26 protein-coding genes, 1 tRNA gene and 1 other RNA gene are annotated in these 26074 nt (G+C 37.0%); 2 read left to right on the plus strand and 26 right to left on the minus strand.

The annotated features are described in order from the left end of the window. From NC818_06620 to NC818_06685, 14 genes are all read right to left on the minus strand, one after another. Nucleotides 1-2824, minus strand: a 2824-nt coding sequence (locus NC818_06620; protein ID MCM8784425.1) for a S8 family serine peptidase, incomplete at its 3' end; no start/stop codon positions are given. 198 nt (nucleotides 2825-3022) lie between these two features. Beyond that, nucleotides 3023-3802: an integrase core domain-containing protein gene (locus NC818_06625; GenBank protein ID MCM8784426.1), complete on the minus strand. Its 780-nt coding sequence runs from the start codon at nucleotides 3800-3802 to the stop codon at nucleotides 3023-3025. Between the two features lie 354 nt (nucleotides 3803-4156). Then, entirely contained in the window at nucleotides 4157-5698 is a 1542-nt protein-coding gene (locus NC818_06630) for a PKD domain-containing protein (protein MCM8784427.1), read from the minus strand. Between the two features lie 4 nt (nucleotides 5699-5702). Further along, entirely contained in the window at nucleotides 5703-7391 is a 1689-nt protein-coding gene (locus tag NC818_06635; protein ID MCM8784428.1) for a tetratricopeptide repeat protein, read from the minus strand. 65 nt (nucleotides 7392-7456) lie between these two features. Next, nucleotides 7457-8185, minus strand: coding sequence for a DUF111 family protein (locus NC818_06640; GenBank protein MCM8784429.1), 729 nt, complete (start codon nucleotides 8183-8185; stop codon nucleotides 7457-7459). Between the two features lie 32 nt (nucleotides 8186-8217). Then, nucleotides 8218-8625 carry a preQ(1) synthase gene (gene queF / locus NC818_06645; protein ID MCM8784430.1) on the minus strand — a complete coding sequence of 136 codons (408 nt, stop codon included), beginning with the start codon at nucleotides 8623-8625 and terminating at the stop codon, nucleotides 8218-8220. Between the two features lies 1 nt (nucleotide 8626). Further along, nucleotides 8627-9289: a 7-carboxy-7-deazaguanine synthase QueE gene (locus NC818_06650; protein ID MCM8784431.1), complete on the minus strand. Its 663-nt coding sequence runs from the start codon at nucleotides 9287-9289 to the stop codon at nucleotides 8627-8629. A gap of 7 nt (nucleotides 9290-9296) precedes the next feature. Further along, nucleotides 9297-9983, minus strand: a complete 687-nt coding sequence (gene queC, locus NC818_06655; GenBank protein ID MCM8784432.1) for a 7-cyano-7-deazaguanine synthase QueC — start codon at nucleotides 9981-9983, stop codon at nucleotides 9297-9299. 95 nt (nucleotides 9984-10078) lie between these two features. Continuing rightward, complete coding sequence (gene queD / locus NC818_06660) at nucleotides 10079-10447, minus strand: 6-carboxytetrahydropterin synthase QueD (protein MCM8784433.1); 369 nt, start codon at nucleotides 10445-10447, stop codon at nucleotides 10079-10081. 2 nt (nucleotides 10448-10449) lie between these two features. Then, nucleotides 10450-11271, minus strand: a complete 822-nt coding sequence (gene murI / locus NC818_06665; GenBank protein ID MCM8784434.1) for a glutamate racemase — start codon at nucleotides 11269-11271, stop codon at nucleotides 10450-10452. Between the two features lie 33 nt (nucleotides 11272-11304). Then, nucleotides 11305-12456, minus strand: coding sequence for an N-acetylmuramoyl-L-alanine amidase (locus NC818_06670; protein ID MCM8784435.1), 1152 nt, complete (start codon nucleotides 12454-12456; stop codon nucleotides 11305-11307). A 10-nt stretch (nucleotides 12457-12466) separates the two neighbouring features. Continuing rightward, nucleotides 12467-12903: a transfer-messenger RNA gene (ssrA, locus tag NC818_06675) on the minus strand. Between the two features lie 39 nt (nucleotides 12904-12942). After that, nucleotides 12943-13410, minus strand: coding sequence for an SsrA-binding protein SmpB (gene smpB, locus NC818_06680; GenBank protein MCM8784436.1), 468 nt, complete (start codon nucleotides 13408-13410; stop codon nucleotides 12943-12945). A 34-nt stretch (nucleotides 13411-13444) separates the two neighbouring features. Then, nucleotides 13445-14407 carry an AEC family transporter gene (locus tag NC818_06685; GenBank protein MCM8784437.1) on the minus strand — a complete coding sequence of 321 codons (963 nt, stop codon included), beginning with the start codon at nucleotides 14405-14407 and terminating at the stop codon, nucleotides 13445-13447. A 75-nt stretch (nucleotides 14408-14482) separates the two neighbouring features. Between NC818_06685 and NC818_06690 the strand changes: the two genes are divergently transcribed. Continuing rightward, nucleotides 14483-14569: transfer RNA gene (locus tag NC818_06690), tRNA-Leu, on the plus strand. A gap of 85 nt (nucleotides 14570-14654) precedes the next feature. Then, on the plus strand, nucleotides 14655-15431 hold the full coding sequence (locus tag NC818_06695) for a hypothetical protein (protein ID MCM8784438.1): 777 nt from the start codon (nucleotides 14655-14657) through the stop codon (nucleotides 15429-15431). Here NC818_06695 and clpB read toward each other — a convergent pair. The 12 genes from clpB to NC818_06755 form a co-directional block, all read right to left on the minus strand. After that, a complete protein-coding gene (gene clpB / locus NC818_06700; GenBank protein ID MCM8784439.1) occupies nucleotides 15428-18010 on the minus strand; it encodes an ATP-dependent chaperone ClpB in 2583 nt (860 codons plus the stop codon). The two genes, NC818_06695 and clpB, sit on opposite strands and share 4 nt — an antisense overlap. Nucleotides 18011-18117: 107 nt before the next feature. Further along, the gene (locus NC818_06705; GenBank protein ID MCM8784440.1) at nucleotides 18118-18585 is read right to left on the minus strand and encodes an Hsp20/alpha crystallin family protein; all 468 of its coding nucleotides are present in this window, start codon (nucleotides 18583-18585) and stop codon (nucleotides 18118-18120) included. A gap of 5 nt (nucleotides 18586-18590) precedes the next feature. Beyond that, nucleotides 18591-18887 (minus strand): MerR family transcriptional regulator, encoded by a 297-nt coding sequence (locus tag NC818_06710; protein ID MCM8784441.1) that lies wholly within the window; start codon nucleotides 18885-18887, stop codon nucleotides 18591-18593. A gap of 58 nt (nucleotides 18888-18945) precedes the next feature. Continuing rightward, nucleotides 18946-19563 carry a Maf family protein gene (locus tag NC818_06715; protein MCM8784442.1) on the minus strand — a complete coding sequence of 206 codons (618 nt, stop codon included), beginning with the start codon at nucleotides 19561-19563 and terminating at the stop codon, nucleotides 18946-18948. Nucleotides 19564-19578: 15 nt separating this feature from the next. Continuing rightward, nucleotides 19579-20874, minus strand: a complete 1296-nt coding sequence (locus NC818_06720; protein MCM8784443.1) for an NAD(P)/FAD-dependent oxidoreductase — start codon at nucleotides 20872-20874, stop codon at nucleotides 19579-19581. A 5-nt stretch (nucleotides 20875-20879) separates the two neighbouring features. Further along, nucleotides 20880-21842 (minus strand): radical SAM protein, encoded by a 963-nt coding sequence (locus NC818_06725; GenBank protein ID MCM8784444.1) that lies wholly within the window; start codon nucleotides 21840-21842, stop codon nucleotides 20880-20882. 2 nt (nucleotides 21843-21844) lie between these two features. Continuing rightward, complete coding sequence (locus NC818_06730; GenBank protein ID MCM8784445.1) at nucleotides 21845-23344, minus strand: FAD-binding oxidoreductase; 1500 nt, start codon at nucleotides 23342-23344, stop codon at nucleotides 21845-21847. A gap of 77 nt (nucleotides 23345-23421) precedes the next feature. Continuing rightward, on the minus strand, nucleotides 23422-24354 hold the full coding sequence (locus NC818_06735) for a tetratricopeptide repeat protein (GenBank protein MCM8784446.1): 933 nt from the start codon (nucleotides 24352-24354) through the stop codon (nucleotides 23422-23424). A 91-nt stretch (nucleotides 24355-24445) separates the two neighbouring features. Further along, a complete protein-coding gene (locus NC818_06740; protein ID MCM8784447.1) occupies nucleotides 24446-24625 on the minus strand; it encodes a hypothetical protein in 180 nt (59 codons plus the stop codon). After that, complete coding sequence (locus tag NC818_06745; protein ID MCM8784448.1) at nucleotides 24615-25034, minus strand: peptide chain release factor-like protein; 420 nt, start codon at nucleotides 25032-25034, stop codon at nucleotides 24615-24617. Before NC818_06745 ends, NC818_06740 begins: the two co-directional genes overlap by 11 nt. Before the next feature lie 4 nt (nucleotides 25035-25038). Then, complete coding sequence (locus tag NC818_06750) at nucleotides 25039-25419, minus strand: co-chaperone GroES family protein (GenBank protein ID MCM8784449.1); 381 nt, start codon at nucleotides 25417-25419, stop codon at nucleotides 25039-25041. A gap of 36 nt (nucleotides 25420-25455) precedes the next feature. Continuing rightward, a complete protein-coding gene (locus tag NC818_06755) occupies nucleotides 25456-26070 on the minus strand; it encodes an MBL fold metallo-hydrolase (GenBank protein MCM8784450.1) in 615 nt (204 codons plus the stop codon). Nucleotides 26071-26074 lie beyond the last annotated feature (4 nt).

Genomic DNA, 26074 nt, shown 5'->3' on the forward strand with positions numbered 1-26074 from the left:
AGGCATAATATTGGGTAAATAAATCAAGAGCAATGTCTATCTGTTCTAATTTTGATTCATTTTTAATTAAATCTAACAATTTTCTCTTAGCAGTTTCCTTATCAACTTCTCGGGTTACCAACTGCCATAAAATTTGATTTAAAAGATTATTTGCAGAATTGTGGATATCAAATTCGGTGACTTTTTTACTCAAAGATGTCTGTCCGGAAAATATTTTTATAAAATTTTCTAATACTTCTGTGCAAAATTTTTCTATCGGACTTGAGATACTATAACTACTCATATACTTCGCCTTGGTTATATAAAAAGTAAAAGCGGAAATAAAATTTGTCTGCGGAACCAAAAGTGAAACCCAATCTTTAGGCCAAGGAGAATTGAATTTATCTATTGCCTGATAAATTCCTTTTATTCCTGCATAAACAGAAGCAATCGCTAAAATATCCTTAGCCGTCCCTCCTTGACTCATAATAAAAATAGCTTCATTACTTTCTAAAATCGGCTCTTTTGTCTTGATAATCTCGGATAAAATACTGGAAAGTTTTAGAGAATCAATAACTAACAAAGCAGTTTCACTTAAATTCTCTTCTTTATGTATCTCTCCTATCTCCCAGATTTTATAAACTATCTTTCCTTTTGCCTCACCAAGACTTATTTTCCCTTGTTTTAGTTCATTGAAAAAACCGGAGAAAGAATTCTTGTATAAATCATAAAGTTCTCTTCTTCCCCCCAAGGCACTCTCTACTAAACGCAAGAAATCGGCTTCGGTTATTCTTCCTGGTCTTACTTTTTCTAAATTAGAAAATAAATCTTTGAGAGATTTCTGTAAATTGGCTAACTCGGTTGCGCGTAAAAAATCTTCTCCAGCGTATTTTAAGATATTATCTAACTCTACTTCTGATAATGATAAATTAACTGCCTTTAATTTAAGGGCTTCTTTGGATAAGGTTGTATCTAATTGCCCTGAGATAAAGATGCCTGTGGCTAAATTTATGTTTTGTGACTGTACTTTAGAGAGTTCTAAAAGCAAACTATTTCTGGCGCTATTAAAATTGTTCCCTGCCTGCATTATATTGTCCAGTAATGAACTAAAATATCCATTGTTAAAAATAGTTTTATCTTCACGAAAAACTTTCTCCCCTAATGTAGTTAAAATCCTATTCTTTATCTCACCCCTTAAAACCGAAATCTCTTGAGTACTTAAGGTTTTTATCTTATCAAAGTATTCTTTTAAAGAAGAAACAATACTCTTTATCCCTCCATAAATAAAACCTACCTTAACCGCAGTTAAGGCATCTCCAAAATTAATATACCGCTTTATCTCTGAAGAGTAAATCCTCTTTGAGGAACCTTCAATAATCATTCTTATCTCTTCTGTAGATAAAGTAGAATCTGTCTTAAAAAGTAAAGCCCCTAATGCACTGATAAGCGGAGCGGAGAAGGAAGTTCCCTTAACATACTCCTCAGTCAAGCGCCCGTCTCTTATCCATTGTGTCCAGATTCCCCTATCGTATCCGCCCGGAACATACACATTTACCCATTCTCCAAAATTGGAGTCACCTAAATATCCTTTAGAATCGCTTGCCCCCACTCCGATAACACTCGGATAAAAAGCAGGAAAATTAGCAGACTCGTTATGAAAATTACCCGCGGAAGCAACGATTAAAGCCTCTTGAGAAAACTGCTTAAAGTCCTCAGCCAAAGGTGACTTAGTAAATAAAAGAAATTTCTGCTTTGCCGCCTGCAGAGCATATTTAAGCACATTGATTTCTGCTTCGCTTAGAGAAAATTTATTCTTTAAGAATTGATAATCAGTTTCACCCCAAGCAGAGTAGTTGCGTATTTCGCGATTTTTCACTGCTTGATTTATAGCACTGAAAAGCGAAGATGCTTTATCTATAAGTGGCTGGATAATCTGTTCCCATCGGATATAAATCTCTATATCGCTCATGGTCTTTCTCAAATTTTCTATCTCCATTCCTACATAATAATAGCGCAAAGAAACGTCAATCTCCGCACGGTTATAAGACTCAGGATTAAGAGTGAAGCTGGAATTTATAATCAACCTCTTCCCCTCAATTTTTGCCCTTTCTATCGCCTGTTTTATACCCTCAATATAGGTCGCGAAACTTCCATCATAAAAAAGGGGCATAATCGTAATTCCTGCCTTAACCTCAGAGAGAATACCGGCAATTAAAGTAGTGACTGCCATATTGTGGGCGTCAGGGAGCATAGAGGTATCTTCGGTAGAATAAACAAATTTATTTGCTTGCGCATCCCATTTTAACACCCCTCCCCACATACCTAAAGTTTTAAGAGAAGCAGTAAGTTCAGGATGTAATCCTGAAAGATCAGCTGTGGCTACCAGAATTCCTTTTCTCCCCAATAACCCCTTTCTTTCTAAATCGGCAATCCAAGTCAAGGCTTGAATAAGCCTTATCTGTTCTAAAACAGCGTTGTTTTTGGCTTTAACATCGGTAAGAATCGCTTTCGAGGCATCCTGTTGCTGAGCCATCGGGTAGTCAGGAAGCACATACCTAATACAATCTTCTTCTAAAAACTTCTCTACTACATCTTGATAGGTCAGCCCTTGAGGAAGGATTATTCCGTAGACACGAAATTCACTTATAGGCCCCATCAACTGGCAGTGGTATTTTTCAAGAAACTTAAGTATCTCTGCTTCGGTAGTTTCTTCTCTAAAACCCACAATTACTCTTTCGGATTCTTTTCGGTAAGAAATTAATTCTAAACCCTCGATCATTGCCCATGCAGAAGAGCTAATAAATAAAATCCCCATTATCCCTGTGAAAAAAAATAATTTTCTCATTTCTGCTAAAAAATAATCAATAAATTTCAAAAAAATCCTCTCAGCCCTTTAATCTTTAAAAATCATTTTATTCTTTCCATAATAAGTATAATACAGAATGCTCAGGCTGTCAAGCCTTTGTGCGGGCTGACCACATAGGTAACAGTTCTGCAGGATTTCTTATCTTTGGTAGTTCTTTCTCAATATATTCCATCGGAGTCAAATAATCAAGAGACTTTTATGTGGCCGATTAAAATTATATTCTATTAACCATTCGGTTAAATTTCTGTTAAATCTCTCACAATCTAAATCTAAATTCCCATTATACAACCATTCATACTCTAAAGTCTCATTACATCTCTCCGCTTCAGGATTGTCTTGGGGCATTCTTACCCGCGAAAAATACCGCCTAATCCCTACCTTCTGGGAAGTCCTCTCAAAATAATGGGCAAATTCAGAACAATTGTCTGTCTGTATATTCTCAATAGGGTGATTAATTAAATACCGTAAACGATATAGAAAATCTCTTGCTACCTTCGAACTCTTCGTCTTATACATCCTCGCATATCCAGGTTTAGAAGCATAATCTACCGCTGTTAAAATGTATCTCTTTATTTTACCCCAATAAATTACAATGGTATCTAATTGAAACAAAAACCATATCCTCTTCTCTTTCTTTAACTTCTGTATCCTTAACTTCAGGTTCTCTCTCGCACTGGCTTGCTTCTTGGCAATCTTCTCCGCTCTTATTCTATCCGCATAAAGCCTGTGTCTCCTTATTACCCTCTCTATCTTCCAGCAACTTATCTCCTCTCTATTTTCCTTCTCATAAAGTATCTTTAACTTCTTCTTGCCATAATACATATATCTTCTTCTCAAAGTAATAATCTTTTCTTCTTGTAAAGGAGTTATTTCCCATTTACGCTTATTTATTGGCCTCGTAGATAAATCTCTTAAACTCTCTACATTCTCTTTACTCTCTTTAAAACGTTCAGCCACTTATAAAAGGTCTTGCGGGATATGCCAAAATGTCTCGCAGTCTTGCTCCCATTCTTCTTTGCCTCTTTGTAATAAAATATCATCCATTCTACCCTCAATCTCTCTCCAGAAGTTAACTTAAGCAGCTCGGCTACTCCCCGCCCATCTTGTAAACTCATCTCCTAATTTAATTGGCTTACGCTTAACAAAGTAAAAACTAAAACTTCTTTCCATAGGTAACCTCCGGTATCATATCTAATCCCTTTATTATACCGTGAGTGTTACCTATGTATCTCAGCCTCCGCAGGGGATAAAAAAAGAGGTTTTAATTCCCAAGAGATGATAAAAAAATAAAAGTTGTTTTAGGAGTTTGATTTATTTGACTTTAATTACCGGAACAGGTTCCTGACTTACATTGACCATAAAACTATCTACTGCACTATCACACTTTGTCCCAGAATTATCTCTTACCGTAAGCGTAACATTGTAAGTACCAAGTTTAGTATAGGTGTGTTTTACTCTTACCCCCTCTGCCTTTGTTCCATCTCCAAAATCCCAGTGGTAACTTAAGAAATCTCCCTCGGGGTCATAAGAACCAGAAGCATCAAAGACATTTTCTTGCCCGGCACAACATACTAAATTGGGTCCGGCATCGGCCACTGGTGGTTTATTAAGACAAACGTTAACGGTGTCTTCGGCTTTACTGCACGAAGTCCCCGCCCCATCATCCACAGTTAGTCTCACTTTATAACTTCCACCTCTTTTATACACATGGGTAACTTTCTCCCCTGTTCCTCTTTCGCCATCGCCAAAATCCCATTTATAGGTAAGAGCATCTCCATCGGGGTCGTAGGATTTACTACCATCAAAAACCACCTCATAATCACCACGGGCATCAATGCAGAGATTAACATCCTTACCTGCCTCAGCAATAGGAGGAGTATTTACTTTAATCAACTTAGTAAAACTACTCTTACTACATTCGGTACACTGATAATCATCAACTTCCAAAACTACCTTGTAGGTACCTTTTTTCTTATACGCCTTCTTTACCGTTATGCCCTCTCCTTTAGTCCCATCGCCAAAATCCCAAGCATAGCTAAGACACTCCGCATTGTCATCAGTAGTTCCTGAAGCATCTAAAACAAATTCCTCATCAACACAAACCGCGCTGGGAGCAGAAAAAACGACCCGTGGAGGAGCATTGTATAAATAAACTTCTTTTACCTGAACCGGCTCTCCACAGCAAGAAGGAAGAACCTCACCATCAGTAAAGTAAATATTATCGATATAAATCCTACCTTTTTTCTGGGTTACAAACTGTTCATCAAAAACAACGGTAAACTCAAAGGCCTCGGAAAAGTCTGCGTCTTTTAAAGCAGACTCAAGAGGAACAATTACCTGTCTCCACTGGGCATCTACTCCCTCTACCTCATAGATGGCAATATCGCTTTCTCTAATTCTACCTTTCTCTTGAGGTCCCTTACAAGGGCAACGTGTTGAGCGCGTGCCTTCTATAAACTTAACCATATTTTTTAACTCGATCTTGAAACGGCTGGTAAAACATTTGTAGTAATCTCCACGCACGTAGAAAACCAAGTATTTATATTTATTTAAATCTATCTTTTCCAAACGCATCCACATTCCCGTATAGGCAGGTTGCCGAGATTCTACATCGTAGTCAAGTTGCAAGGAGCAACCTTTTCTTCCATAAACAATATCGGGGTTAGAAGTCAAACTGTCACTGCAATACATACTTCGATCCCAATCAGTCTTACTCCAGATTCCATAATCTCCACTGATAAGGTTTGGCTTCTGACAGCGGTTAAAATCATCAATCAGAAGCACCTCTGCCCCTGCCCTTCCGGCCAGCATTGTTACAAAAGCCAAGATTAAGCATATTTTTTTTGTCTTCATCTTTCTATATAAATAAACCGAATTTAAAAAGAAAGGTATCTACGCTCTCGTCTAACTCAAAGTAGTTGGTATGTCCATAACCGATACGGAAGTCGTTTAACCCTGGTTTTTTCCACTGCAGTTCTGCCCTTAAGGTATAATAATCAAAAGCATCAAAGCTCAAACCATTGCCATAATCTGCTCCCAGTTTCAATTTCAAATCGCGAATAAATTCGTATTCTAAGTTATTATCCCATCTCCAAGCAGAAGTAGTCACATTACTCGAAAGAGTTCCATAAGGGTCCTTAGTTCTGGTATAGTCTATATATGTCCAGTCACTAACAAATCTCAGCATTCCGTTTAAATCCTTCTCTATTTTTATGCCGTTCTCTCTTTTCCACCAAGTGTTGTAGGAAGGATAATGTCTTTCTCTTCCATAATAGAAATGGGGTTTTATCCTTAAGAATTTCTCTGGATAATAGAAGTCTAACTCTAACCAGTATTGATTTTCCTTGTACTTGCGTTCGTCCCATCCCTCAGCCATAGCTCTCTTATATTCCCCTTCATTATACTGATAATCAATTTTTACACCCACAGTTTTATCTAAGAAGGCAATATAGGGCCAAGTTTCTATGCCTACGAGATAAGAATTGAAAGATAAATACGTAGCGTTATCGTTAGGTCTATATCCTACATGGTCACCATAACGTAATACCCATTTTAAAGCTCCTAATTTAGGTAGACAGGGAATGGTATGCTCAAGTTTGTAATATCTTCTATTATAATGGTCATAAAAAACCTTATTATTGCTCCAGAGTAATTTGGGTTCATATTCACGGGTTGCTCTTTCTTCCATATAGGTATAGGTAAATTTTGGCCAGGTCTCTTTATAATGTAAAACAATTTCTTCTTGATGCCATCTTTTGCGATTTAGGGAAATATATCTTTTTGCCTCTTCAGCACTTCTTTGGTCAAACTCCTGTGCTTCCATTATCAAGTTCTCAATAGGAACAAGTTGCCGTTCAGTATTATATTCACCCCTTATGCCGATTACAGGAGTAATTTTTAAACCCTCTCTATCTCTATAATAAGGAATCTTAAAATCCTTATGTTTAGGATGATAGGGGTCAAGTTCAGAAGCAATGGCCGGACCCTTTCTCTGGGCTTTATACAGGTCGCGCTGAACAATACCGGTATAAACTCCTTCTAAAGCTCCTATTTCTTTAAGGGTAGTCGGCTCTGATGAAGGAAGAAATTCTTTTTCTTCCTGAATCAGTTCTTTTTCCCAAGCTTTTGCCTCTTTTATCATCTGCCAGCGTTCGCACTCGGTACAGGAAGAAGCTCTTTCTGGGGTAACCACTTCTTTTCTTACGGGTTTAATTTCCTCTTTTTTGGGCAGAGAGGTTGTGGGTGGTTGATTGGAAAGAGCTGAAACTTTATAATACCCTGCCTTTTGATATGCTTCTTCTGCCTGTTCAAGACAGCCTTTGGCTTCGGCAATCTTAGCTAACTGATAATAAGCATCTGTAAAATTTGGATTTATGGCTACGGATTTTTGGAAATACTTTTTAGCTTCCTCAAGGTTGCCAATAATTAATTCTTTTTCTCCCTGCTTATAGTATTTTTCTGCCTCTTTTAAAAGCAGAGAGTCTGCCCCAAAGACATCCCCTTTTAATAAACCCAGAAAAACTAAGATAAAAAAAATTCTTTTCATATTATTCTCATTTTCTTTAACTTAATCACTTACCTTAAAAAGTATAACACGAATTTAGGCTTTTGTCAAGGGGAGGGAGTTTTTCCTAAGATAACGCGGAGAAGATTCGGGGAAGAACCAAAATTTATACTTCCTGCACCATAGCCGATTCCTAATATCTTGAAGCGCGGTAAATTAGCAATTCTCCCTCTGCTCAGTTCTTTTACCAGAACCGCACCCGTCGGAGTAATATATTCATAAGGGCTTTCAATGAGTTCTAAAGGAAAACCTTTGAGTAATTCTAAAACCGCAGGACCCGGAAGGGGAAGACTTCTCTTACCGTGGCGGAAAAAACCTCCCCTTGCCAGTCTCAGCCGAGAAAAATAAACTTTTTCTATCTTCAACAAATCCAAAGCGATATAAGTTCCTACAATATCCACTAAGGTATCCATTTCCCCTAGCTGTTCAAAATGAAAGTCCTTTCCCTTAACCCCATGAATCTTTTTCTCGGTTTCTGCCAAAGTAACAAAACTGGAAAGCGCCTTTTTTTTAATCCTTAAGGGTAACTTGGAATTTTTTATCATTTCTTTAAATTCCAAATAAGAAAAAAGTTTCTTATTTCCACTCTTTATTGCTATCTGCGTTGCCAGAATCTCTCCTTTAATTATCTTTCTTACCTTAAATTCAAAAAGAGGAAGCTCTGCCTTTCTAAAGCTTCCCAGAAAAACATCTAGGTCAAGTCCTAAATCCAGTAAACTGGCTAAAAGCATATCTCCACTTATACCCCAGAAACAGTCAAAATAGACAATCCTCATTTCCCTTTTTCCTTCCTCACTCCCTCTAACTACTAACTCTTGACCCTTTGTTTCTTCTTTGGCGGATAATTTGCCTCTACTATACTCCGCATTCCTCCCCTTACATTAAACTCTCCTTTTACCAGACACCATTTGGGTTTACAAGCCTTTACCAAATCTCTTAAAATACGGTTGACCGCATTCTCATAAAAGATTCCTAAGTTTCGATAACTTAAGATATAAAATTTTAAAGACTTAAGCTCAATACACCATTTTGTAGGCATGTATTGGATGGTAATCTTCCCAAAGTCGGGAAGTCCGCTACGGGGACAAATAGAAGTATATTCGGGAATCTCAATGGTAATGGTATAACCCGGGAATTGGTTAGGAAAACATTCAATCTTCGGTAATTTTTCCTTTAAACCCATCTGGGCATGTTTAGCGGTATATTCTCCTCTCATATCAATCCCTCCTTAATAATTTGTGCAGTTGGGGAATAATGCGCACATCTTTTAAATAATTAACGCAAGTTTTCTGAAATCTATCTAATTTTTCCCCGAGTTTATCTAATTCAAAAGTGTTTGGCTGTAAAACAAAAACTGTGTCCTTTCCTTCTAAGAGAGAAATTGCCCTCTTTAAATCCTTCTCTGTAGTAGACAAACAAATTACAGCTTTAACAAAAACTTTCTTTTGCAAAGCTATCTTCAAAAACTCTCTATGTTCTTGCCAGTAAGCTTCTCTTTGCGTAGAACTGGGTAATTTTATATCCATGGCAATAATATCAATAAGCTTAATTAATTTTTTCAACTCTTTAAAATGTATTCCGCTGGTTTCTAAATACACTTTAAGATGTTCTTTCTTTAATAAAGTAAGGAACTCTTTGAGAAAATCTGTCTGCTCTAAAGGCTCTCCTCCAGTAAGCGATAAGGAGTTTATTCCTTGAGCATGCAATTTTACTTTTTTTAAAAGCTGGTATGGAGAAAAATTCTTGTAACGCCTTAAATATGTATCACAGAAAGAACAGTTTAATTTACAGCCATAAAACCTTATAAAAAGCTGGGGTATGCCGACATAAATTCCTTCACCCTGGATACTTTTAAAAATTTCCGCTATTTTACCTTTCATCTTCTGGTTACCGCTCTCTTTTTATCAAAGGATCAACCATCCCAGCTTCCCGAAATCCCTTTTCTCTAATTTGGCAACTATCACATCTTCCACAGGGCTTTTCCCCGCCTTGATAACAGGACCAAGTTAAGCCCAAAGGCACACCTAAACCTATTCCTAATCTGATAATTTGGGTTTTGGTTTTATCGATTAAAGGAGTGTAAAGCTTGATACTTTTTCCTTCACAACCTGCTTTGGTCCCTTTTTTAACAAACCTTCTAAAACACTGGAAATACTCTTTTTGGCAATCAGGATATCCCGAGAAATCTATGGCGTTTGCTCCTATAAAAATTGCTTCTGCTTTTATTGCTTCCGCATAAGACAAAGCAAAACTTAAAAAAATAGTATTTCTTGCAGGAACATAAGTCGAAGGAATTAAGCTAGCGGCCTTCTGCATTTGCGCATTCGTGCGTTTAGGTATACGCATACTCCTATCTAAAAGACTTGAACCTTTCCAAGGAAGCTTGATTTTAATCACGAGGTATTCACAATTTGCTATTTTTGCTATGCGTTTTGCAGAAGCTATTTCCTTTTTATGCCGTTGTCCATAATCAAAAATTAGGCAAAAGCATTTAAATCCTTTCTCCTTTGCCCAGAACAAGGTAGTGGCAGAATCCAACCCTCCACTGAGTAAAACCACTGCTTTCTTCAATATCAAGCTCCTAACCCAAATATGCTAAATATAAAAATAAAACTGACAAAATTAACACCACTTATTACAAATAAATGTACGAATTCTCTTATAATTAACTATACAGAATAAGTTGCTGAGGAAGTTTCATTCTCCCACACAGTAACTTTCTTTAAACGGTGGTTTTGGGAACGGAGACGATTTTTTAAGCAACCAAAGATGAATTTGGCAATATTCTCTGAAGTAGGGTTATTTTTCCTAAAATAAGAAATTTCATTAAGATTCTTGTGGTCCAATTCCTCCAAGACTATTTTTAAATTCTGCTTCAACTCTCCAAAATCTAATAGTAATCCGTTTCCTTTTAATTTCTTCCCTTCCACAGTCACTCTTACCCGCCAGTTATGACCATGGAGGGATTCGCATTTACCTTGATAATCGCGTAAATAATGTGCCGAACTGAAAGACGATTCTACCTCTATTTTAAACATAACTAATCCTTTATCTCGTGTATATTCTCTAATCTTCTACCCAAAAACCTGCTCCCTATTTCTTGGAAGATATCCGATTTATCGGTAACATAACAAGCCAATGCGGAAGCCCTTCTTTTCCCCGCATACAGTAAACTCTCTTGATTTAATAATTCTTTAGCCTCGATTGCCACTTCTCTTGCTGAATCAATCAGCAAAATCTCTTTTCCCATAAACTTTTTTATCATTTTCTTTAGCAATGGATAGTGAGTACAGGCAAGAATGAGGGTATCAATTTCTTTTTCTTTCAAAGGCGCAAGATAATCTCGAACAACTTTCTCCACTACATTCCCTTCCAACCAACCTTCCTCTATCAAGGGAACAAATAAAGGACAACTCTTGGCAAATACTTTTATCTCTGGATCTAAGCGATGAATTTCTCTTTCGTAGGTGCCACTCTCAATAGTTGCTCTTGTACCAATTATACCAATGCGCTTGTTTCTCGTCGCATATACCGACTCTTTAACTGCAGGAATCACCACACCTAAAATGGGTATACGAAAATACTGCTTTATAAGAGGAAGGGCAATACTGGAAGAGGTATTACAAGCAATGACTACCAATTTTACATCCTGCTTTAGAAGAAAGAGTATATTCTCTAAAGTAAATCTGATTATTGTTTCCTTAGATTTATTGCCATAAGGAACCCTAGCGGTATCACCAAAATATATAAACCTCTCCTGGGGCAATACCCGCAGTAACTCCTTGACTACAGTAAGCCCTCCTATCCCTGAATCAAATACCCCCACTGGATTATCACTTTTTCCCATTCTATATCTTCCCATAAACTATGGTTGTAAATCTGTAATTATAGAATTTTAACGACTAAATCCATCGGTGCGTTCATATTCTTCTTTATAGGAAATTATTCCTTTACCAATAGCTTCGGCAATTCTCTGACTGTAGTAAGGGTCGGCAAGCAGTCTGCTTTCAATCCTATTGGATATAAAACCTGTTTCTACCAACAACGCCGGCATGTTAGCACCTTTTAAAACATAAAAATTTGCTCCCTTTATTCCCCGATTATCAAGCCAATCAAAACTCTCTACATTGCTAGCGATATGATTAGCTAAACGCATTGCTTGGGCGCGGTTCTGCGTCTGAACGATATCCCAGAGGGTAGCCGCTAAGGCAGTATTTTCCGTAGATAAAAACCCCTCCTCAAATTCTAAAGCTGCATTTTCAATCTGAACTAAAGCTTTACTGGAATCGTCCATCCGGTCCGAAAGATAATAAATCTCAAATCCCCTTGCTTCTCTATACCGCGAACTATTGGCGTGAATACTGATAAACAGATCTGCCTTTTTGGTGTTGGCAAGATGAACTCTCCGCCAGAGGGAAACAAATTTATCCTCTTTGCGGGTAAGCACAACCTCAAGACCCATTTTCTCAAGATATTTCTTTAATCGTTTGGCAATATCTAAAACCACTTCTTTTTCCTTAAGACCCGCAGGACCTACTGCACCGGGGTCTTTCCCTCCGTGGCCGGGGTCAATAACTACACATTTTATCTTATAAACAGACGGGGTGGGCAATTTTGCGGGAAGAGAAGGGAAAAGAATTTTGGAAACCTCTTCTGCTAAACCAAAAGGCAAGGCAATCTCATTATTATAAATCTGCACCTTGTTTTTTAAATCTATTCTTTTTTCATTAATTAAACCTACAGTAGAACCAAGCGCTAAATTAATTTTAAAACCATTGCGATATAAAACCAGTTTCTTACCCAAGATATCCCAGTCCCAAACAAAATCGTAAAATCGGCAAAAATCTTTCAAATAAACATAATCGGTTTTACCAATACGAAAGGTTTTGTCTGCGGGTAAGATTGGTTTCTTAACTTCAGCACGCCGGGGATAGGTAGCGCAACCATAAAGATTCAAGATAGAAAATGTAAATATCAAAATACTAATGCCAAATTTAAAACTCTTCTTCGCAGCAAAACTTTCGTTTCTAAACTTTGAATTTCGCATTTTATATCCTCAATGGAGGTGGCGGGAATCGAACCCGCGTCCTTAAGTTCTCTGCTAAAAGACCCTACATGCTTAGTCTATCTTTTTTATCTCGCTACGCTTACTCCGATAGACAGGATTAAACATAGCCAGCTCTTTAAATCTTTGCTTACCTTAGAAGAGCTAACTTGGTAAGCGCATCCTGTTTAAATTCTCTCTTCAGGTCCACAGGCAAGACCTCAAGAGAGGCCTTCCTGGCAATTAGGCAGGAAGGACTTCTACTACCGGACTGTAGTCGGCAGTTATCAATGTGCAAGGTGTTTTCTTCCGAATGCTGAGACTTATCCAGCCTCACCATCGGAATCCCGAAGCGATACTTGCGTATTCGCTTCATTCGGAACGAGGCCTCCTTGCAACCTCGGCATGCTTCTTTCAGCAAAGCTACTTAAGTCGAGACCTTTCACCCCCTTTCTCTAATATCTTTGATACTAAAAAATACCTCCTAACTCATTGGCTACCCTTTGCCTTCATTATCCTCCGCATTTGGAGTTCCTGTTCCCTTCTGCGAATTGTCTCGCGTTTATCGTAAAGCTTCTTCCCTCTGACCAGAGCTAATTCTAACTTTACTAAATGTTTCTTAAAATACAGTTTTAAAGGAACAAGAGTAAAACCGCGTTCTTTAACCTTGCCGATTAACTTGTCTATCTCTCTTCTATGTAAAAGCAACTTGCGTTTTCTCTTTGCATCCTCTTCTGTAAGATTAGAATAAGCATAAGGACTAATATGTATATTATACACAAAAATTTCCCCATTTTCTACTCTCGCAAAACTATCCTTAAGATTTACCTTTCTTTCTCGGGCAGACTTTACTTCTGGCCCAAGTAAAGAAATTCCCGCTTCATAAGTTTCTATAATCTCATAATCTCGCTTCGCTGATTTATTGGAAGCAATGATTTCCATAAGCAATAATTTCATATATCTTATCAGAAAAAGATAGAGAAATCAAACATTATGGCAAGACCTTAAAAAAAATATTAAACAGAGATAGAAATAGCGGAATAGTGACGAGACTAATGAGGTGGCTAAGAAATATACTTTGTGAGATATACTCGCGATTGCCCCCATAAACATTCGCAATAACTACCAGAGAAGTCGCCGAAGGCATGGTTGACTCTAATAAAATGGTAAAAGATATAAGAGGGGGGATTTTCAGAAAATATAAAAAACATAAGCAGAAAAAGGGAATAACTATTAACCTTAGAAAGACTGTTATAAAGACTTCTTTTTCCAATTTAACCCCAAATTTACAATTGGCTAAGGACGCCCCTACGATAAACATCCCCAAGGGAACAGTCGTATTTCCCAGAATTCTAAATGGATTTAAGAAAATTTGGGGAATAATCCTCTTAACAGGTAATAAAACTAAAGAAAACAATACTGCCAAAAAAGGTGGGCTGAATAAACGCATCCAGGAAAATTTTTCCTCTATCTTTTCTCTAAATGCATAAACTCCCCATGACCAGATAACTAAGTTAAATCCCATGAGAAAAAAGATAATATAGAGCATTACGAGGCTTGCTTCTTCCTTTTTTAACAAAGCAGAAACTAGAGCCAGAGGGAGATAACCTGAGTTCTGAAAACTTACCAAAGTTTTAAACTCCAGCTGATTCCTGTTATATTTAGTTATTTTTACTACTATTTCCGCTAAAAAATAGCTAGTAACAATCATCCCCAAGGAAACCAAAGGAAAAATCCACCAATATCCTAAAGTCGAAAAGCTGAACTCCTCAATAATATGGGTAAAAATCATTAAAGGAAGAGTAATGTTGATAACTAACTCGCTTAAATAATCAACCAATTGAGCTTTAACTATTCCGGCTTTAATACTCAAGAAACCAATCAAGGCAGGAATAAGCACTTCAACAATAGCAAAAAAGGAGATAAAAAAAGTAGAAGAGAACATATTGCCCATAATTTTAGAAATTATACCCTAAAATTAGATTATTTGACAAAAGAATATTTTTAATATATTATAAATTCAAAATAAGCCGAAGTGGCGGAATTGGCATACGCGCTACGTTCAGGGCGTAGTGACCTTCGGGTCTTGGGGGTTCAAATCCCCCCTTCGGCACCAGTTGAGAGTATTTATCCCAAGGAGGTTAAATAGTTAAATAGTTAAATGGTTAAATGGTTAAATGGTTAAATGGTTAAATGGTTAAATGAAGATAATGGAAGAGCTTAAAAATTTACTCGCCGAGGAAATACCCCCAGAGATGGACTTTCCTCAGGTCTTTGTTCAACCAAAACTTGAGGTATGTTGTCGGGGGAAAAATAATATTCTGCAATTATTAAGAAAAATTAAAAAAAGCCGTGAAAAAAAAGATGGCGCAAGCTTTACCGATGCTTACAACAAATTACTGGTAGAATTTCGTCCTTTTTTAAAATGGGCTTCTTCCTGTTGGGATTATTTATTAACTACAGAAGGCATCCGTTATGTTAGCCGACCAGAAACAGAAAAGGCTTATTGTCATGGTGATTACCGTGCTTTTACAGACAAAGATTTTCATCACCTGATACATAAAGTTTTTAAAGCATGCGCTATAACTTACGCCGAGAAAAATGATGGGAAAAGTTTTATATTTTATCTTAAGAAGAATTTCTGGGAAAATATTCTGGAAGAATATAAAAGATTAGAAAACCCTCAGGACCCCCGCCAGAGAAAACTCACGCTCTATAGCTATTTAAGATGCGTCCCTTATGAATTCCTTAATCACTATCATCAGGAAATTGTTGATAATACGCTGATGAAATTAGAAAAAGAAGAGAAAGAAATTATTGAGTCGTATTTCTTGAATTTCCTGAAGGAAGAGGAAATTGTTAAGATAAGAAAAATATCAATTGAAGATTTTTATCGTTTCAAAGAAGAAGTTTTATATAAAATATCACTGCTTAATCCGCTCGTCTCTGCTCTGCTTATGCAGATTGAAAGATACTAAGTAGACTTTTGAAAAATTAGCTCTCCTTTCTTTCTATCCAAATCTATCTTAACCCTATCACCTTCCTTAAACTCTCTTCCCAAGATTTTCAAAGAAAGCACATCTTGAATCTTCTTCTGAATTAGGCGTTTAAGAGGACGGGCGCCAAAATCCGGAGAAAATCCTTCTTTAGCTAAATAATCTTTTACTTCCTCGGTTATCTCTAAGGAAAATTTCTTTTCCGCCAATCTATTCTGCAGGTAACCGAGTTGTATATCAACAATTTTTCTTATGTCTTGGGGATTAAGCTTATTAAAAATAATAATCTCATCAATACGGTTTAAAAATTCGGGACGAAAATGCACCTTTAATTCCTCATTAATTTTTTCCTGCAGTTTATTTCTATCGCCAATCTCTTGAAAATAATAACTGCCAATATTGGAGGTCATAATGATTACCGTGTTTTTGAAATTTACTATTCTTCCTTGACCATCAGTAAGTCTTCCTTCGTCCAAAACCTGGAGTAAAATATTAAAAACCTCAAGATGGGCTTTCTCGATTTCATCAAACAAAACTACCTGATAGGGTCTGCGCCTTACTGCTTCGGTAAGTTGACCTCCTTCTTCATAACCGATGTATCCCGGAGGAGCGCCAATCAGACGGCTAACCGAATGTTTCTCCATATACTCCGACATATCGATACGAAGAAGAGCATTCTCATTATCAAACAAAAACCAGGCAAGACTTCGGGCAAGCTCTGTTTTACCTACTCCTGTGGGTCCCAAGAATATAAAAGAGCCTATGGGGCGGTTAGGATCACTTAATCCCGAGCGCGCTCTCCTTACAGCATTGGAAACTAAAGAAATAGCTTCGTCTTGTCCTACAAGCCGTGATTTTAGACGTTCTTCCATAAATACCAGTTTTTCCGTTTCTCCCTCCATCAGGCGAGAAAGAGGGATCCCGGTCCATTTGGACACTATCTCCGCAATATCTTCTTCGTCTACCTCTTCCTTAAGCATCTTTTTCTTCTTCTGTATCTTAACCAATTCTTCATTGAGCACCTTTAATTTTTTATCTAATTCTATCAGTTTCCCATAGCGAATTTCTGCCACCTTGTCCAAATCTCCTTGTTTCTCAAACTTCTGTTCCTCCAAACGTGCTTTTTCTATCTCCTCTTTTACTTTGCGAATTTCCAAAATAAGTCCTTTTTCTTTCTCCCAGTGCTGTTTCATTTCTCTAACTGCCTTCTTTAAATCCTCAAGTTCTTTTTCTATTTTCTCCAACCTTTCTTTAACCTGAGAATCCTTCTCTTTCTTTAAAGCCTGTCGCTCAATCTCCAATTGAATTATCTTTCTTTCTTTTTCATCTATTTCCGTTGGAAGACTGTCAATTTCTATACGCAACTTAGAAGCCGCTTCATCAATTAAATCTATCGCTTTATCGGGAAGAAATCTTTCACTAATATAGCGGTCGGACAAAACAGCTGCTGCTACCAAAGCACTGTCTTTTATCCGCACTCCGTGGTGCAGTTCGTAACGTTCTTTCAATCCCCGTAATATAGCAATAGTCTCCTCTACCGTAGGCTGTCCGATGAAGATGGGTTGGAAACGTCTCTCTAAAGCCGGGTCTTTTTCAATATGCTTACGGTACTCGTCAAGAGTGGTAGCTCCCACGCAACGCAACTCTCCTCTCGCCAAAGCAGGTTTGAGCATATTAGAAGCATCCACCGCGCCTTCTGCCTGTCCTGCTCCCACAATGGTATGTAATTCATCAATAAATAAAATAATCTTACCCTCTTTTGCTTGAACTTCTTTTAAAACTGCTTTCATCCTTTCCTCAAACTCCCCTCTAAATTTTGTCCCTGCAATTAAAGAACCGATATCCAAAGCTACAACCTCTTTTTCCTTAAGACTATCGGGGACATCTCCTTTGGCAATGCGTTGAGCAAGTCCTTCTGCTACTGCGGTCTTTCCTACACCTGGTTCACCGATAAGTACCGGATTATTTTTAGTTCTCCGCGAAAGAACTTGAATTACCCTTCTTATTTCATCATCTCTGCCAATCACTGGATCAAGTTTACCCAACATTGCCAATTCCGTGAGATTGCGCCCATATTTTTCCAATGCCTGGTATTTATCTTCTGGATTAGGGTCAGTTACTTGATATGTCCCACGCAAATCCATTAATGCCTTGAGTAAGCCCTCTCTGTTTATCCCAAATCTTTTGACAATCTTATTCTTTAAATCTACGTCCTCTATAATTGCCATTAAAAGATGTTCTGTGCTTACATATTCATCTTTTAGATTTTTTGCTTCTCGTAATGCTTCACTAAAAACTTTATTTAAACGGGGAGAAAGATAAAGAGAAGAAACAGCTGTCTCCACCTGTGGCTTATTTTCCAATTCCTTATTTACATAATTTTTAAGAGAAATTATATCTACACCCATTCTCTTTAATAAAGACGTAATAAAACCTTCTTCCTCTAAAAGAGCCAATAAGAGGTGCTCTGTTTCAACCTGTTGGTGGTGTCTTTCTTGAGCAAGTTGGGTTGCTTTTTCAATCGCTTCCTGTGCTTTTACCGTAAATTTATCCAAACGCATTATTATCCCTCCAAGAATCTGAAAGGTTTGTTATGATCTTATTATTATCTTAATTATTTTATATTTAAATGGGTTTAAAGAGGAAGGCATAAATTTATATTTTATTATTACTGTATTTCAACTTTGGTCCCTTTTGCTTTAGCCTCTTCATTCTTAGGAAGAGTAATCTCTAAAACCCCTTCCTTATAAGAGGCTTTTATCTTTGAAGTATCTACATAGGATGGTAGATTTATGGAACGTTGGAATACTCCATAAAATCTCTCCACTCTATGTAGATGTTTATCTTTTATTTCTTCTTCCTTTTTCTTCTCTCCGCTGATAGTAAGCACATCTCCTTGAACCGATACATTAATCTCATCTTTTTTCATTCCGGGGATATCTGCTTTTACAACTACCGTATCTTTTGTCTCATAAATATCTAACGGCACTGACCAAACTTTATCTCTCAACGAATGTCTACCAATGTGCCAACGCAGTAAAGGAAAATCAAAGAATTTGCTAATTTCTTCCTCTAACTCACTAAATTCCCTCAACGGATCCCATTCCTCTTTAGGTCTCCACTTAATCAAAGCCATAGAAATCACCTCCTTTCTTTATGCCCTTCCTCTTTAAACCCTATCTTGCCTTCCATTTCCAGAATAAATTTAATTCCGCTTATGTTTATCCCTTTTTCTTCCATAAGATAACGTATGTAAACAAGCCTATCCAAATCCTCAATACAATAAAGTCGAGTCTTTCCTTTGGTTTTTTTAGGCCGGACTATTCCTTTACGGTCTAAAATTCTCAGCGTCCATTCCGGCAAATTAACTAATTTACTTACTACACTGATGACGAACACCGGCTCGTTTAAAGGTATCTTGAAATATTCCTTTTTCATAGCCAATAAAACTTATAGCATAAATTAGAAAATTTGTCAAGAAAATTTTTTAAAAAAATTATATTTTCTGAAATCTTTTATCAATTTTTCTAATCAAAGAGACGAATCTCTTTACGGGAAGCCCAACAATATTATAGAAGTCTCCGTCGATTTCCTTAACCAACTTTCTTGCTCTTTCTTCGATGTCAATTCCGCCGGCACGGTCTAAACTTACTGAATCTGACAAATAATCTTCAATGTCCTTTTCATTGAGTTTGCGAAAAATTACCTTAGTCTTCTCATAGTCAATATAGAAAGTATTCTTTTCAACATCAATAATTGCTATACCTGAATAAACCCAATGGGGATAGCGGGAAAATAGTCTTAAAAATTTCTTTGCCTCTTGATAATCATTTGGTTTACCGATAATCTTACCTTTTACAAAAACCACTGTATCCGCTCCTACGATTATCCCCTCTTTGAATCTCTTTGCTACTTCCTCTGCTTTTTTAAAAGCATTAGCCTTTACTAATTCTGCGGGACCATGTTTCAGAACCCTCCTTTCTTTAATCATTGGAGGAGAAACAATAAACTTCAGCCCCAATTGCCTAAATAACTTTGCTCTTCTTGGCGAAGCTGAAGCCAGTATAATCTTTCTCTTGATTTTTATTCCTAATTTGGGAAGTTTGTATCTCATCTCTTAAATCCAACGTTATAAACTTCTCCCTGCACTCTCACCTGCGAGGTATCCCGTAGAAAAAGCAGCTTGTAAATTGTATCCCCCTGTCTTTGCGTCTATATCTATAACTTCCCCGCAAAAATATAATCCCCTAATTAATTTCGACTCCATCGTCAGAGGATTTATCTCCTTTGTATCTACCCCACCTCTGGTAACAATAGCATTCTCGATAGGAAGACAACCAGTAATGGTCAAAGGGAATTCTTTCAATAAATTTATAATGCTTTTCCGTTCATCCACTCTTAACTGATTTATTCTCTTATCTCTTGATAAATTAAGAATTTCCAAGAAAATATCTGTAAAACGCACGGGTAGTAAATCTTTTAGATAGTTTCTAATACTTTTGTTCCCGCAAACATGCAAATCCCTAATTATCCTCTCTTCCAATTCCTTTCGCTCAATAAAAGGTTTAAAATCTATATAGAGTTTGATACCTCTTCTATCTTTAAAGGATTCAACGACGTCACCACTCAGCGATAACACAATGGGACCGGTAATTCCCGGAAAAGTTTTTTTTCTTCCTATTACCGGCTCATTAACTACAAAAGTAGCAAAGAGCATTTCTCCGGTTTCTGATACCAACTCTCTATCATTTTTTAGAAAATATATTTTAACATTTTTAAGACCTAAACCCTTTAACTGCTTAACAAAACTTTCCTTTACCAACAAAGGAACCAAGGCAGGGCTGAGAGGATTAATAGTATGACCTAAACTCTTGGCTATTAAATACCCATCCCCTTCAGAACCGGTCTGCGGATAGGACATTCCTCCTGTAGCTAAAATTATCCTTTCTGCTCTAAAAACTTTTTCCCTTATCCTGATACCATAAACACTTTTCTTCCTAACCAATATCTCATCTACCTTAGAATTTAAGAGGACTTCTACTCTATTTCCTAAAATATATTTCTCCAGTACCCTTACTACCGAATCTGCCTTGTCCGAAAGAGGAAAAACTCTCCCTCCGCGTTCAACCTTGGGTTTCAAGCCGGAGCGTTCAAAAAACTCTATAAGTTCGGCATTGAAGAATCTATGAAAAGCATTACGTAAGAAATTACGCGTCTTTCCAAAATGCAGAAGAAAATCTTCAAGTTCTCCTACATTGGTAAAATTACATCTTCCCTTACCACTGATATTAAGCTTACGACCTAAACAATTCCCTTTCTCAATTAATAAAACCTTCTTTCCTAACTCTCCCGCCCTTCCTGCGGCCATCATTCCGCTTGCTCCTCCTCCCACAACAATCACCTCTTTTATCATATTATTTTCCATCTGGTTTACAACGATTCAAAATATTCTCCCGCAAAATCTAAACGGGTTTTGTCATCAATCTCATCCTGTATCCAACCATTATCAAACCCAAATTCAAAAACAATTTTAGTTGCCCATAAGTATTCCTCATGATTGATGGACCGATTCAGAAAGCTATCATCCCTTGCTTTATAAAAAGAATAATACTGACTCATTAAACTTAAGTAACACTTTGGGGATATTTCTCCTTTAATAAACTGCAAAATTTTCTCTAATCTGTTTAGATTGTGTGGGAGAATTAAAATCCTTATAAGTAAACCCTTACGGGCAGTTTCTCCTTCCATCACCAAATTACCCACCTGTCGATACATTTCCTTAATCGCTGATTGATTTATCCTTACATAGTTTTTCATTAAAGAATACTTGTAAGCAATTTCATCATCTCCGTATCGCATATCCGGAAGATAGATATCGATGATTTCTTCTAACAACCGTAAAATCTCGGAATTTTCATAACCGCTGGTATTGTAGACAAGAGGTAATCTAAATCCAGCTTCAACCGCTAACACCAATGCTTCTAAAATCTGAGTTAAATAATGAGTAGGAGTTACTAAATTAACATTATGACAATTCTTTTCCTGAAGAGTTAACATTATCTTTGCCAGTTCCTCTACAGTTATTTTCTTGCCTTCTCCCAACTGGCTAAATTTCCAATTCTGACAGTAAATACAACGATTAGAGCAATAACTAAAAAATATAGTCCCCGAACCATTTCGTCCGGAGATTGGCGGTTCCTCTCCAAAGTGAACCTGATAATTAAATATCTTGAGCTCTTTACCTGCTTGACAAAACCCGATTTCTCCTTTTTCACGATTGACTCTACATTCGCGTGGACAGAGAGAACAGGCTTTAAGCATTTTTTTAAATAGCATTACCCTTTCTTTCAGTCTACCATTTTTAAGAAGATTTAAGTAAGAAGGATAAGACATAATTAGGAAATACCCAAAAGTATTTCTTTAGGAAAGATATTATCCAGCCCCAGAATAAGCGCAGGGTCAAACTGTTTCTTAAGGTAAGCCATCTCTAAGATGGCTTCCTTACCGAACATAATCTCCAGATATTTATGTTTAAGTTTGCCTATTCCATGTTCGGCAGAAACCGTACCTCCTGAAACTACTACCTTTTTAGCCATGGTTATATAAATCTCTCTTGCTTTCAAGAATTCTTGTTCATCCTCGGATAAAATGTTGATATGGAGATGATTATCTCCTATGTGTCCAAAAATTACATAATTAAGCCCAGATTCTTTAAGCAAAGATTTATAAAATCTAAAAATATTACTAAAATTTTTATCCGGAACCGCCATATCTGTTCCTATTTTAGGAAAGCCATTCTTTTTTACTATTGTGTTTACCAATTCGGGTAGTGCGTGCCGGAATTCCTGAAAAAATTCTTTTTCCTTATCCGTTTGAGAAAACCAACTGTTTTCCAGAAGTATCCCTTTTTTGTCTAAAAAATTCACCCATTCATCCAGAACGCTATTCTGGTTTTCGGAAGTATATTCTTGTTCTACGAGTAAAGCCGATTCTGTCTCGGCTGGAATCTGGGTATATTTTTGTCTTAACAATTGAAGAGCAAAATAATCAAAAAATTCTAAAGAAAGACAATCAATGTTACTTTTTTCCTTACCCTTACGAGTAAGAAAAGAAATCTCTTTTACTTTATCAACTATCTCCAAAGCCTTCTTCTCTTCGCGGAAGAAAAGTATTATCCCAAATATATTTTTATTTATTTTAGAAAGAGTTAATTCAACCTCTCCTACAAAACCCAAGGTGCCTTCCTGTCCAATAAAAAGGTCTATTAAATCCATGTTTTCTTTAACAAAATAGCCCGCAGATGTTTTTATGCCGGGAACAGTATACGAAGGGAGTTTTATCTCTCGGTCTTTTCCGTTAAGTATTAAATTAAACTTTCTTCCTTGAGCAAAATTTTCTCCTCTTCTTATCTCTAATGTATCTCCATTTGTTAAAACAACCTTTATCCGGCGCACATAATTACGAGTTGAGCCATACTTAAACCCACGAGCTCCGGAAGCATTGGTAGCCAGAGTTCCACCAATAAAAGCATTGTTTTCCGTAGGTTGAGGAAGATAGAATAAACCAAAACGCTTCGCTTCTTCTTCTAACTCCGCAATCCTTACGCCGGGTTCTAATACTACATAACCACCGTCCTCAGTTTTTCTTACCTCAATAATTCTATTCAACCTGTCCGTGGCTAAAACTACTCCTCCATAAGGTAATCCTGCTCCGGTTACTCCGGTTCTACCACCGCTAATCGTCACCGGCGTATCCTCCAACGAAGCTTCCCTTAAAAAGTCCTCTACCTCCCGGATGTTTTCAGCTAAAACTACTGCTTCACAAAAAGCATCACGGATGCCAGAACTATCTTCAAGATAAGCCCTAATTAAATCCCTATCTTCTTTACGAATCATTTTTTATGCTCTTATAAACAAGTCAATAAAAACACTCTTAACTCTTTATGTGAAAATAAAATTAATTACAGAAAGAACTACTTCTCCCAGGAAATGAGCCGATTGTCTTCAAAAATTAGTACTATCACCGATTTAAGAGCATATTTTTTATATTTAGAAGGAATCCCGTAAATCCATTTCTCCCTTCTCCGCTTGCCATCCTGGGTAAGTAGCCCTCGGGAAACCTCACCAAATTCAGAATCATTAATCCATTTATTATACCACTCGGGTTGAATAATCTCTTTACCGCTTACAGTAATATTTTTTTTCTGTAAAGGCTGCCCATAAAGAAAAACGATGCTCTGCGGAGGCAAACCTAAAAGATAACTATTAATATCTGCTCGCGAAAGGTCGCGTTCTAAACGCAGATAGTTCTCAACCTGTTGACTTACCCCTGTTTCTGGTTCTTTGGAATAAACAAAAAATTCTTTTTCTCTTTTTACGCCCATTTTTGTAGTTATGCCTTTTTTATCCTCTAATGCCTGATACATCAGGTTCTTTGCCTCTTCTTTTTTACTAACTTCCTTATAGAGTTCCGGCGCATACTGGGAAAGTAAATCCTTTGCCTTCAATACCCAAGGGTCACCTGGGGGTCCGATCTCTATCCTTCTCTGCAAATAAGGAATCGCCTTATCTGTCAAACCACGAGAAACATATAACAAAGCCAGATTCATTACCGCTTCTCCATAGTTAGGGTCAATATCAAGTGCCCTCAAGTATTCCTTCTCTGCTTTTTCTAACCATCCTTTCATTTCATAAATTATGCCCAGGTCATTGTGGGAAGGCGCATAACAGGAATCAAGTAAAGAGGCTTTCTGGAGATATTTTATGGCTTCATCGTAATCTTTGTTCTGCCAGGCAAGATACCCTTTCATGCGGTATTCTACCGCATCTTTAGAAAACATCTTTGCTTCACCAAAACCCTCCCCCACTATACAAAAAAATAGAAAAATAGTTATTATTTTTCTCATCTCTTACTTATGATTTTAAAATTAATTTCAGAAACAGTCAAGAATTAATATCTTTATAATATTCTGTCTTTTACATGATGAGAAAAAATAGTTAAATGCGCTCCTTCCTTTCGCCTATAGATTTACCGCAACCGCAACAACGGTAGTCATAGAGATTGCCATCAGGAAGAATAAGCAAAAGTACTTCCTCCACCGGCATTGACCTTCCGCAGTTATCGCAGTAAAGATGAGTAGCTACAAATTTTTCAAATTGAGGTTTGTTATTCTTCATCAAAAACAACCTTTTTCCTTAAAGACTTAATTTCTGAATGAATGCGTTTTTCTCGCAAAATTCTTTCCTTTGCTTTCTTGCTTCTCCTTATTTTCTGCCTTCTTATTTTTTCAATTCTCCTTCTCTCTATAGACTCCTTAACCTTTAAAAGAGATTCTAATTTTTCTGTGAGAATTTTCCTCGCCAGAAATCTATTAATCACCTGAGAACGTTCCTGGCTGCACTTCACCTCAATCCCTGAAGGCATATGCTTCAGATAAACACAACTTGAAGCTTTATTGACTTTCTGTCCACCTTTACCCGGAGAATGCACAAATTTCTCCACAATGTCTTTGTCAAAAATACCCAAAGAATTCATTTTTTCATACAGTTTTCTGATTTTATCTGGATTTACCCCAAAAGATTCCATTTTCCTATTCTTCTTCTAGTTCTTTAATACCTTTCGTAACATCATCTCTGACAATAAGGAGAATAGCAGAATGAGGAACAACAAGATATTTTCTCTTCTCAAACTCAATTTCAATTGCAGAATTGCGCAAAAAGATACAATAGTCACCTTCTTTTGCTTCAAGAGGAAAATATCTTTTATCTGTTCGTTGAGTAGTCCAGGGTTCTTCCTCTAAAACCGAAGGGTCGGGTACAGGATAACCCGGCCCTACCTTAACCACAGTCCCTCCTTGAATTTTATCTTTCTCCTTTACCCCCTCGGGGAGATAAAGACCACTATCGGTTTTCCCTTCTCCTGTATCCGGTTTAATTAAGACTCTATCCCCCACTAAAATTAATTCTTTCATTTTATCTCCTATTTTTTAAAGTTAACTGCATAAAAATTATTCTTCTCCAATTATTTTAACTTCACACTTACACAATTTTTTAAATTCTTCTGCATCTACCCGAGAACCCACAATGCTTCCCCAATGCATAGGAATGGCTATCTGAGGATTAAATAGATTTACAGCCGCAGAAGCCTCTTTAGCATTCATCGTATAAGTTCCACCCACAGGAACAAGGGCTATATCTGCTTTCAACTCTTTCATCTCAGGAATAAAATCGGTATCTCCTGCATGATAGATTCTCATATTTTCAATGTTGACTACAAAGCCTAAATATCCATTTTTTTTAGGATGAAAATTCTTATCTGTATTGTAGGAAAAAAAACCTTCTATATCTATTACCTTGAGGTTAATTTTTTCTCCAGGTTTTATTAATCTTGTCGGATGCTTTAGCTTACCTCTTAAGGAATGCGGTCCTACAATTACTGTGTCAGGTTTTGAAATCTTTTTAATGTCCTCTGGAGAAAAATGGTCGAAATGGTCATGAGTAATTAAAATTATATCCGCTGGGGAAAAAGTCTTCTTTAATTTATAAGGATCGATGTAAATTTTTGACAAAGGAGCATCAATAAAAAATCCTGCATGCCCTAACCAATGAATTTTATCAAGCATCACT

It is taken from the genome of Candidatus Omnitrophota bacterium, assembly GCA_023819145.1.
GTDB lineage: Bacteria > Omnitrophota > Gorgyraeia > DTHP01 > DTHP01 > JBFWKV01.

Excerpts from the sequence above, each read along its gene's own strand:
- queF (MCM8784430.1), bottom strand. The coding sequence starts at position 8,625 with ATGAGAGGAGAATATACCGCTAAACATGCCCAGATGGGTTTAAAGGAA.
- NC818_06730 (MCM8784445.1), bottom strand. The coding sequence starts at position 23,344 with ATGATTCGTAAAGAAGATAGGGATTTAATTAGGGCTTATCTTGAAGAT.
- NC818_06735 (MCM8784446.1), bottom strand. The coding sequence starts at position 24,354 with ATGAGAAAAATAATAACTATTTTTCTATTTTTTTGTATAGTGGGGGAG.
- NC818_06650 (MCM8784431.1), bottom strand. The coding sequence starts at position 9,289 with ATGAAAGGTAAAATAGCGGAAATTTTTAAAAGTATCCAGGGTGAAGGA.
- NC818_06745 (MCM8784448.1), bottom strand. The coding sequence starts at position 25,034 with ATGGAATCTTTTGGGGTAAATCCAGATAAAATCAGAAAACTGTATGAA.
- NC818_06715 (MCM8784442.1), bottom strand. The coding sequence starts at position 19,563 with ATGAGATACAAACTTCCCAAATTAGGAATAAAAATCAAGAGAAAGATT.
- NC818_06750 (MCM8784449.1), bottom strand. The coding sequence starts at position 25,419 with ATGAAAGAATTAATTTTAGTGGGGGATAGAGTCTTAATTAAACCGGAT.
- NC818_06720 (MCM8784443.1), bottom strand. The coding sequence starts at position 20,874 with ATGGAAAATAATATGATAAAAGAGGTGATTGTTGTGGGAGGAGGAGCA.
- queD (MCM8784433.1), bottom strand. The coding sequence starts at position 10,447 with ATGTTTAAAATAGAGGTAGAATCGTCTTTCAGTTCGGCACATTATTTA.
- NC818_06705 (MCM8784440.1), bottom strand. The coding sequence starts at position 18,585 with ATGGCTTTGATTAAGTGGAGACCTAAAGAGGAATGGGATCCGTTGAGG.
- smpB (MCM8784436.1), bottom strand. The coding sequence starts at position 13,410 with ATGAAATTATTGCTTATGGAAATCATTGCTTCCAATAAATCAGCGAAG.
- NC818_06630 (MCM8784427.1), bottom strand. The coding sequence starts at position 5,698 with ATGAAGACAAAAAAAATATGCTTAATCTTGGCTTTTGTAACAATGCTG.
- NC818_06695 (MCM8784438.1), top strand. The coding sequence starts at position 14,655 with ATGAAGATAATGGAAGAGCTTAAAAATTTACTCGCCGAGGAAATACCC.
- murI (MCM8784434.1), bottom strand. The coding sequence starts at position 11,271 with ATGGGAAGATATAGAATGGGAAAAAGTGATAATCCAGTGGGGGTATTT.
- NC818_06725 (MCM8784444.1), bottom strand. The coding sequence starts at position 21,842 with ATGTCTTATCCTTCTTACTTAAATCTTCTTAAAAATGGTAGACTGAAA.
- NC818_06640 (MCM8784429.1), bottom strand. The coding sequence starts at position 8,185 with ATGAGGATTGTCTATTTTGACTGTTTCTGGGGTATAAGTGGAGATATG.
- NC818_06710 (MCM8784441.1), bottom strand. The coding sequence starts at position 18,887 with ATGAAAAAGGAATATTTCAAGATACCTTTAAACGAGCCGGTGTTCGTC.
- NC818_06755 (MCM8784450.1), bottom strand. The coding sequence starts at position 26,070 with ATGCTTGATAAAATTCATTGGTTAGGGCATGCAGGATTTTTTATTGAT.
- clpB (MCM8784439.1), bottom strand. The coding sequence starts at position 18,010 with ATGCGTTTGGATAAATTTACGGTAAAAGCACAGGAAGCGATTGAAAAA.
- NC818_06740 (MCM8784447.1), bottom strand. The coding sequence starts at position 24,625 with ATGAAGAATAACAAACCTCAATTTGAAAAATTTGTAGCTACTCATCTT.
- NC818_06670 (MCM8784435.1), bottom strand. The coding sequence starts at position 12,456 with ATGCGAAATTCAAAGTTTAGAAACGAAAGTTTTGCTGCGAAGAAGAGT.
- NC818_06685 (MCM8784437.1), bottom strand. The coding sequence starts at position 14,407 with ATGGGCAATATGTTCTCTTCTACTTTTTTTATCTCCTTTTTTGCTATT.
- NC818_06635 (MCM8784428.1), bottom strand. The coding sequence starts at position 7,391 with ATGAAAAGAATTTTTTTTATCTTAGTTTTTCTGGGTTTATTAAAAGGG.